This is a genomic window from Skermanella sp., assembly GCF_059503625.1.
Genome location: NZ_JCACHA010000887.1, coordinates 1 through 7,858 on the forward strand (window position 1 = coordinate 1; position 7,858 = coordinate 7,858).

General features: G+C 61.1%; 8 protein-coding genes. All 8 read left to right on the top strand.

Translation table 11 applies throughout. The annotated features are described in order from the left end of the window. A partial coding sequence (locus AC5JJ6_RS32285) for an NADH-ubiquinone oxidoreductase-F iron-sulfur binding region domain-containing protein (RefSeq protein WP_496045979.1) occupies positions 1–589 on the top strand: 589 nt, incomplete at its 5' end. A 33-nt stretch (positions 590–622) separates the two neighbouring features. Continuing rightward, entirely contained in the window at positions 623–2,686 is a 2,064-nt protein-coding gene (gene nuoG / locus AC5JJ6_RS32290) for an NADH-quinone oxidoreductase subunit NuoG (protein WP_496045980.1), read from the top strand. After that, the gene (gene nuoH / locus AC5JJ6_RS32295; protein ID WP_044426146.1) at positions 2,679–3,689 is read left to right on the top strand and encodes an NADH-quinone oxidoreductase subunit NuoH; all 1,011 of its coding nucleotides are present in this window, start codon (positions 2,679–2,681) and stop codon (positions 3,687–3,689) included. The genes nuoG and nuoH overlap by 8 nt, the downstream gene beginning before the upstream one ends. A 71-nt stretch (positions 3,690–3,760) precedes the next feature. Further along, on the top strand, positions 3,761–4,249 hold the full coding sequence (nuoI, locus tag AC5JJ6_RS32300; RefSeq protein ID WP_044426147.1) for an NADH-quinone oxidoreductase subunit NuoI: 489 nt from the start codon (positions 3,761–3,763) through the stop codon (positions 4,247–4,249). Positions 4,250–4,387: 138 nt separating this feature from the next. Further along, positions 4,388–5,002 carry an NADH-quinone oxidoreductase subunit J gene (locus AC5JJ6_RS32305; RefSeq protein ID WP_496045981.1) on the top strand — a complete coding sequence of 205 codons (615 nt, stop codon included), beginning with the start codon at positions 4,388–4,390 and terminating at the stop codon, positions 5,000–5,002. Continuing rightward, on the top strand, positions 5,003–5,311 hold the full coding sequence (gene nuoK, locus AC5JJ6_RS32310; RefSeq protein ID WP_044426150.1) for an NADH-quinone oxidoreductase subunit NuoK: 309 nt from the start codon (positions 5,003–5,005) through the stop codon (positions 5,309–5,311). 10 nt (positions 5,312–5,321) lie between these two features. Then, positions 5,322–7,247, top strand: coding sequence for an NADH-quinone oxidoreductase subunit L (gene nuoL, locus AC5JJ6_RS32315; RefSeq protein ID WP_496045982.1), 1,926 nt, complete (start codon positions 5,322–5,324; stop codon positions 7,245–7,247). A gap of 21 nt (positions 7,248–7,268) precedes the next feature. After that, positions 7,269–7,858, top strand: a 590-nt coding sequence (locus AC5JJ6_RS32320; RefSeq protein ID WP_496045983.1) for a proton-conducting transporter transmembrane domain-containing protein, incomplete at its 3' end; no start/stop codon positions are given.

The window sequence follows — 7,858 nt, forward strand, 5'->3', positions numbered from 1 at the left end:
TCCGAAGAACACCGGCACGAAGGTCTTCTCCATCTCCGGGCACGTGAACAATCCGTGCAACGTGGAAGAGGAGATGGGCATTCCGCTGAGGGAGCTGATCGAAAAGCATGCCGGCGGCGTGCGCGGCGGGTGGGACAACCTGCTGGCGATCATTCCCGGCGGCTCGTCCGTTCCGCTTCTGCCGCGGTCGATCTGCGATACGGTCCTGATGGACTTCGACAGTCTCCGCGATCAGCGCTCGGGTCTTGGCACGGCCGCCGTCATCGTGATGGACAAGTCGACCGATGTCGTGAAAGCGATCGCACGCCTGTCGAAGTTCTACATGCACGAAAGCTGCGGCCAATGCACACCCTGCCGCGAAGGCACGGGTTGGATGTGGCGCGTGATGGAACGCATGGTGCAGGGTAAGGCCCGTATCGACGAGATCGACATGCTGTTCGACGTCACCAAGGAAATCGAGGGGCACACGATCTGCGCCCTGGGTGACGCGGCGGCCTGGCCGGTTCAAGGCCTCATCAGGCATTTCCGCCCCGAAATGGAACGGCGCATCCTCCAGTATACCGGCACCCAGCGTGTCGCGGCGGAATGAACCGGTAGCCGAACGTAGCGACGAGACATCACTATGCCCAAACTAACGATTGACGGGATCGAGGTCGAGGTCGAGCCGGGTACTTCCGTGCTGCAGGCCTGCGAGCAGATCGGCATCGAAATCCCGCGCTTCTGCTATCACGAACGGCTGTCGGTTCCCGCTAACTGCCGCATGTGTCTGGTCGAGATGGAAAAGGCTCCCAAGCCTGTCGCATCCTGTGCCATGCCCTGCGGTGAAGGCATGGTCATCAAGACCAATACCGATCTGGTCCATAAGGCCCGCAAGGGCGTCATGGAGTTCCTGCTGATCAACCACCCGCTGGATTGCCCGATCTGCGATCAGGGCGGCGAGTGCGATCTCCAGGACCAGGCGATGGGTTACGGCTTCGACCGGTCGCGGTTCCAGGAGAACAAGCGGGCGGTCAAGGACAAGTATCTCGGGCCGCTGATCAAGACGATCATGACCCGCTGTATCCACTGCACCCGCTGTATCCGCTTTGCGGACGAAATCGCCGGCGTTCCCGAGCTGGGTGCCACCGGTCGCGGCGAGCATATGGAGATCGGCACCTACATCGAGCAGGCCATTTCGTCGGAGCTGTCCGGCAACCTGATCGATGTCTGTCCGGTCGGAGCATTGACCTCGAAGCCTTATGCTTTCACGACCCGTCCCTGGGAACTGCGGAAGACCGAGACCATCGATGTGATGGATGCGGTCGGCAGCAACATCCGCGTCGATACGCGCGGCCCGGAAGTGATGCGCGTCATCCCGCGCCTCAACGAGGACGTCAACGAAGAGTGGCTGGCCGACAAGAGCCGCTTCTCCTACGACGGTCTGAAGCGCCAGCGGCTGGACCGTCCCTATGTCCGCAAGGACGGCAAGCTTCAGCCGGCCACCTGGGCCGAAGCCTTCGCGGCCATCGCCGCCAAGGTCAAGGGTGTGCCGGGCGAACGGATCGCGGCGCTGGCCGGCGATCTGGTCGACGCCGAGTCGATGGTGGCGCTCAAGGATCTGGTCGAGGGTCTGGGATCCAGGAACCTCGACTGCCGCCAGGACGGCGCAGTCTTCGACACTTCCGCCCGCGCCGGCTACCTGTTCAACACGACGATCGCCGGCATCGAGCAGGCGGATGCGATCCTGCTGATCGGGACCAATCCCCGCTGGGAAGCGGCGATGGTCAACGCCCGTATCCGCAAGCGTTACCTGATGGGCGGGTTGAAGGTCGGCGTCATCGGTCAGCAGCTGGATCTGACATATCCGACTACATACCTGGGCGCCGGTCCTCAGACGCTCCAAGATGTGGTCGACGGCAAGCACGCCTTCTGTGACGTGCTGAAGGATGCCAAGCGGCCGATGCTGATCCTCGGCTCAGGTGCATTGCGCCGAGCCGACGGTCCGGCGGTCCATGCTCTGGCTCGCCAGTTGGCCGAAAGCTTCAATCTGATCCAGGACGGCTGGAACGGCTTCAACGTGCTGCACACGGCTGCGGCACGGGTCGGCGGCCTGGAACTCGGTTTCCTGCCTGGGCAGGGCGGTAAAGCGACTGCGGAAATCCTGTCGGCCGCAAGCGCGGGACAAATCGACGTCGTCTACCTTCTGGGTGCTGACGAAATCGACACTACAAGCCTCGGCAAGGCTTTCGTGATTTACCAGGGGCATCATGGCGACCGTGGCGCCCACCGTGCCGACGTGATCCTGCCCGGAGCCGCGTACACCGAAAAGAACGGCCTGTATGTGAACACCGAGGGCCGGGTCCAGATGGCTCGCATGGCTGCATTCCCATTGGGCGAGGCGCGCGAGGACTGGAAGATTATCCGGGCTTTGGGCGAACAACTCGGTGTCAAGCTGCCTTATGACAGCTTGTCTCAGGTGCGGAAGCGCTTGGCCGACGCCAGCCCCGTTTTCCGTAGCATCGAAGCTCTGGTTGCGGCCGAGTGGGGTACGTTCGGTCGTGCCGGCACGATCGAAAACGCACCGTTCGAGCCGATTATCGAAAACTACTACATGACCGACCCGATCAGCCGCGCCTCGGCCACCATGGCCAAATGCACCGAGACGTTCGTGCTGGCCGCCAGGGAGAGGACCGGCACCCATGGCTGAACTCTGGACCGGCTACGCTTGGCCGACGATTATCATCGTTCTCCAGATCGTAGCGATCATCGTCCCGTTGATGGTGGGTATCGCCTACCTGACTTATGCGGAACGCAAAGTGCTGGCGGCCATGCAGCTTCGCCAGGGACCGAACATCGTCGGTCCTTTCGGCCTGTTGCAGCCGATGGCCGATGGCCTGAAGCTGCTTGGCAAGGAAACGGTGATCCCTGCCGGTGCAAACCGCATGGTGTTCGTTTTCGCTCCGATGCTGACTTTCCTTCTGGCGTTGATCGCTTGGGCGGTGATCCCGTTCGACGATGGGATGGTACTCGCCGACATCAATGTCGGCGTGCTGTATCTGTTCGCGATTTCGTCCCTGGGCGTCTACGGCATCATCATGGCCGGCTGGGCGTCCAACTCGAAATACGCCTTCCTCGGCGGTCTCCGATCGGCGGCGCAGATGGTCTCCTACGAAGTGTCCATCGGCTTCGTGATCATCACCGTTCTGCTCTGCGTCGGGTCGCTCAACCTGAGCGACGTCGTCAACGCTCAGCGAACGGTATGGTTCGCGATCCCGCTGCTGCCGATGTTCGTCGTCTTTTTCATCTCAGCCCTGGCCGAGACGAACCGCGCTCCGTTCGACTTGCCGGAAGGCGAGTCGGAATTGGTCGGCGGTTATAACGTCGAATATTCGGCGATGACCTTCGCCCTGTTCTTCCTCGGCGAATACGCGAACATGATCCTCATGAGCGCGATGACGTCGATCCTGTTCCTGGGCGGCTGGCTGCCGCCGTTCGATATCGCGCCGTTCAACTGGATACCCGGGCCGATCTGGTTCGCGTTGAAGATCGCGTTTGTGCTCTTCGTGTTCCTATGGGTCCGCGCGACGGTGCCTCGCTATCGCTATGACCAGCTGATGCGGTTGGGCTGGAAGATCTTCCTGCCGTTCTCGCTGTTCTGGGTCGTCCTGACCGCCGGTGTCCTCGTCACCTTCGGCTGGCTGCCCTCGTAACCCTTGCATGATTTCATGCGTGTCCGGCGGACTAGAAGTTTCGCCGGCTCCATGACAGGAGAACTGAAAACATGGCATTGCTGGATCGCACTGCGCGGGGCTTCTTCCTGACGGAATTGCTGTCCGGACTGGGCCTGACTTTCAGCTACATGTTCCGGCCGCGGGTTACCCTGAACTATCCGTTCGAGAAGGGGCCGATCAGCCCGCGGTTCCGTGGAGAGCACGCGTTGCGACGTTATCCCAACGGGGAAGAGCGCTGCATCGCCTGTAAGCTGTGCGAGGCTGTTTGCCCGGCGCTGGCCATCACGATCGAGGCCGAGCCGCGTGACGATGGCAGCCGCCGGACGACGCGCTACGATATCGACATGACGAAGTGCATCTATTGCGGTCTGTGCCAGGAGGCCTGCCCGGTCGACGCGATCGTCGAAGGTCCGAATTTCGAGTTCGCCACGGAAACCCGTGAGGAACTCTTCTACAACAAGGAAAAGCTGCTCGCGAACGGCGACCGCTGGGAAGCCCAGCTGGCCTCCAATGTTGCGACGGACGCTCCCTACCGCTAAAAAGCCCCAACACATGTGGGGTCCGCGCCGCTACGGCGGCGTGTCCCCGGATGGTCCGCAAGACACTGCAAGAACCCGACAAAGGGACCTGGAAGTGAGCACAGACACCTTCCCTCATCTTAAGAGGCGGGGAACGCCATGATCGTGCAGAGCCTGGCCTTCTACCTTTTTGCCGCGATCCTGGTGGCATCAGCCGTCATGGTCATAACGGCCCGCAACCCCGTGCACTCCGTGCTCTTCCTGATCCTTGCCTTCTTCAACGCGGCGGGCCTTTTCGTGCTGATCGGCGCGGAGTTCGTGGCGATGATCCTGGTGATCGTCTATGTCGGTGCCGTCGCAGTGCTGTTCCTGTTCGTGGTCATGATGCTGGACATCAACTTCCGCGAACTCCGGGCGGGCACTCTGCAATACCTGCCGATCGGGATCACCGTAGGGATTGTCCTGCTGGTGGAGCTGGCGCTGGTATTGGGAACCTGGGTCATAGCACCGGATCTTACGACGGTCGTCGCGGCTCCGACCCCGACACCCGATCAGGTCACCAACACCCATGCGCTGGGATTGCTGATCTATACGCGTTACGTTTATCTGTTCCAGGCATCCGGCCTGATCCTGCTGATCGCGATGATCGGCGCCATCGTGCTGACCCTGCGGTCGCGTGAGGGCGTACGCCGTCAGAACATCAGCAATCAGGTTTCGCGCCGTCGGGACGAAGTGGTCGCGATCCGCAAGGTGCCGACCCGGGGAGGTGTCTGAATGGAAATCGGTCTCGCCCATTACCTCACCGTCGCGGCGATCGTGTTTACGCTCGGCGTTTTCGGAATCTTCCTGAACCGGAAGAACGTGATCATCATCCTGATGTCCGTCGAGTTGATCCTGCTGGCAGTCAACATCAATCTGGTGTCGTTCTCGGTGTTCCTCAATGACCTTGTCGGTCAAGTGTTCGCGATGTTCATCCTGACCGTCGCCGCTGCCGAGGCTGCCATCGGTCTTGCCATTCTCGTCGTCTACTTCCGCAATCGCGGCACCATCGCGGTGGATGACATCAATATGATGAAGGGCTGAGGCGGCGATCATGGAAATTGCAGCAATTTTCCTGCCGCTGCTTGCGGCATTCATCGCCGGGTTCTTCGGGCGCCTGATCGGCGACCGGGGGGCCCAGTACATCACGTCCGGCGCCGTTCTGCTGTCCGCACTGCTTTCGATCTGGCTGTTCGTGGACGTGGCGCTTCACGGCAATGCCCGGACGATCGAACTCTTTACCTGGATCGACAGCGGCACCTTCGAGGTTTCGTGGGCCCTGAAGTTCGATACGCTGACAGCGGTCATGCTGATCGTGGTCAACGTAGTCTCGTCGATGGTCCATGTCTATTCCATCGGCTATATGAGCCATGACCACCACAAGCCGCGGTTCATGGCCTATCTCAGCCTGTTCACCTTCTTCATGCTGATGCTGGTGACGGCCGACAACTTCGTTCAGATGTATTTCGGCTGGGAAGGCGTCGGCGTCGCTTCGTACCTGCTGATCAACTTCTGGTACGAGAAGCCCAGCGCCAACAACGCTTCCATGAAGGCCTTCATCGTGAACCGGGTCGGCGACTTCGGTTTCGCGCTCGGCATCATGGCGATCTTCTACCTGTTCGGCTCCGTCCACTTCGACACGGTGTTCGCTGCTGCCGCCGGCAAGGCAGGGCAGACGATGAACTTCCTGGGCTTCAACCTGGATGCCCTGACCGTCGCCTGCCTGCTGCTGTTCATGGGCGCCATGGGCAAGTCGGCGCAGTTGGGTCTCCATACCTGGCTGCCGGACGCCATGGAAGGCCCGACGCCCGTGTCGGCGCTGATCCATGCCGCGACGATGGTGACCGCCGGAGTTTTCATGGTCGCGCGTCTGTCGCCGATCTTCGAATACGCGCCGATTGCCCTCAACGTCATCGCGATCGTGGGTGCTTCGACGGCCTTCGTCGCCGCGACGATCGGTCTGACGCAGTATGACATCAAGCGGGTCATCGCCTACTCGACGATGAGCCAGCTCGGCTACATGTTCTTCGCGCTCGGCGTGTCCGCCTACAGCGCCGCAATGTTCCACCTGATGACCCACGCCTTCTTCAAGGCCCTGCTGTTCCTCGGCGCCGGATCGGTGATCCACGCGATGTCGGACGAGCAGGACATCAGGAAGATGGGCGGTATCTGGCGCCTGATCCCTATCACCTATGCGATGATGTGGATTGGCAGCCTTGCCTTGGCGGGCATTCCTTTCTTTGCCGGCTACTACTCCAAGGATATGATCCTGGAAGCGGCCTATGCGGCGCACTCCGGCGTCGGCGCCTATGCCTTCTGGCTCGGCATCGCCGCCGCGCTGATGACCGCTTTCTACTCCTGGCGGCTGATCATCCTGACCTTCCACGGCCGGCCACGCGCCAATGACCGGGTCATGGCCCATGTCCACGAGAGCCCTGCGATCATGACGGTTCCGCTTGCGGTTCTCGCCGTCGGCGCCCTGTTCTCGGGTATGTTCGCCTACAACTGGTTCGTCGGCGAGGGCCGGGAGGCTTTTTGGGGCGAAGCCATCTTCGTGCTCCATGAACACGACACGATCGAAGCGGCGCACCACGTTCCCTCCTGGGTCCCGTTGGCTCCCTTCATCGCGGGCGTGATCGGCATTGGTCTGGCTTACCTGTTCTACATGTTCATGCCGCAACTCCCCGGCATCGTCACGAATGCGCTCGGCGGGCTTTACCGGTTCGTCTATCGCAAGTGGATGTTCGACGAGTTGTACGACCGGCTGTTCGTCCAGCCGGCCCGGTATCTGGGCTACGGCCTCTGGAAATCGGGTGACGGCGCCATCATCGATGGCGTCGGACCTGACGGCATCGCCGCCGCAACCCGCGACGTCGCTTTTCGTGCCGCCCGCTTGCAGTCCGGCTACGTCTATCACTATGCATTCGTCATGGTGATCGGCGTGGTCCTGCTCGTCGGCTGGTTCTACTTCTTCGGTTGATACGGCGAGGCAAGACTGATCATGGCTGGCTGGCCCATCCTGTCGCTAACGACATTCCTGCCGCTCGTCGGAGCCGCGTTCATCTTATTGATCCGCGGTGAGCCTGACGTAGTGGCGCGCAACGCGCGTAATGTGGCGTTGTGGACCTCGCTGATCACCTTCGTGCTGTCCTTGTTCATCTGGTTGAACTTCGACAACACGACCGCAGCATTCCAGATGGTCGAGCGCGCGGACTGGATCCCCGCGTTCAACATCAACTACCATATGGGCGTCGACGGCATTTCGGTGCTGTTCGTCCTGCTCTCGACATTCCTGACCCCTCTTTGCATCCTCGCGAGCTGGGAGTCGGTAAAGGTCCGCGTCAAGGAATACATGATCGCCTTCCTGGTCCTGGAGACCCTGATGGTGGGCATGTTCTGCGCCCTGGACTTCATGCTCTTCTACGTCTTCTTCGAAGGCGTGCTGATCCCGATGTTCCTGATCATCGGCGTCTGGGGCGGCGCCCGGCGCGTGTATGCAGCCTTCAAGTTCTTCCTCTACACGCTGCTCGGCTCGGTGCTGATGCTGCTGGCGATCCTGGCCATGTACTTCGTGGCCGGAACCACCGATCT

Coding starts and splice junctions, on each gene's coding strand:
- nuoL (WP_496045982.1), top strand. CDS start 5,322: ATGGAAATTGCAGCAATTTTCCTGCCGCTGCTTGCGGCATTCATCGCC.
- nuoH (WP_044426146.1), top strand. CDS start 2,679: ATGGCTGAACTCTGGACCGGCTACGCTTGGCCGACGATTATCATCGTT.
- nuoG (WP_496045980.1), top strand. CDS start 623: ATGCCCAAACTAACGATTGACGGGATCGAGGTCGAGGTCGAGCCGGGT.
- nuoI (WP_044426147.1), top strand. CDS start 3,761: ATGGCATTGCTGGATCGCACTGCGCGGGGCTTCTTCCTGACGGAATTG.
- AC5JJ6_RS32305 (WP_496045981.1), top strand. CDS start 4,388: ATGATCGTGCAGAGCCTGGCCTTCTACCTTTTTGCCGCGATCCTGGTG.
- nuoK (WP_044426150.1), top strand. CDS start 5,003: ATGGAAATCGGTCTCGCCCATTACCTCACCGTCGCGGCGATCGTGTTT.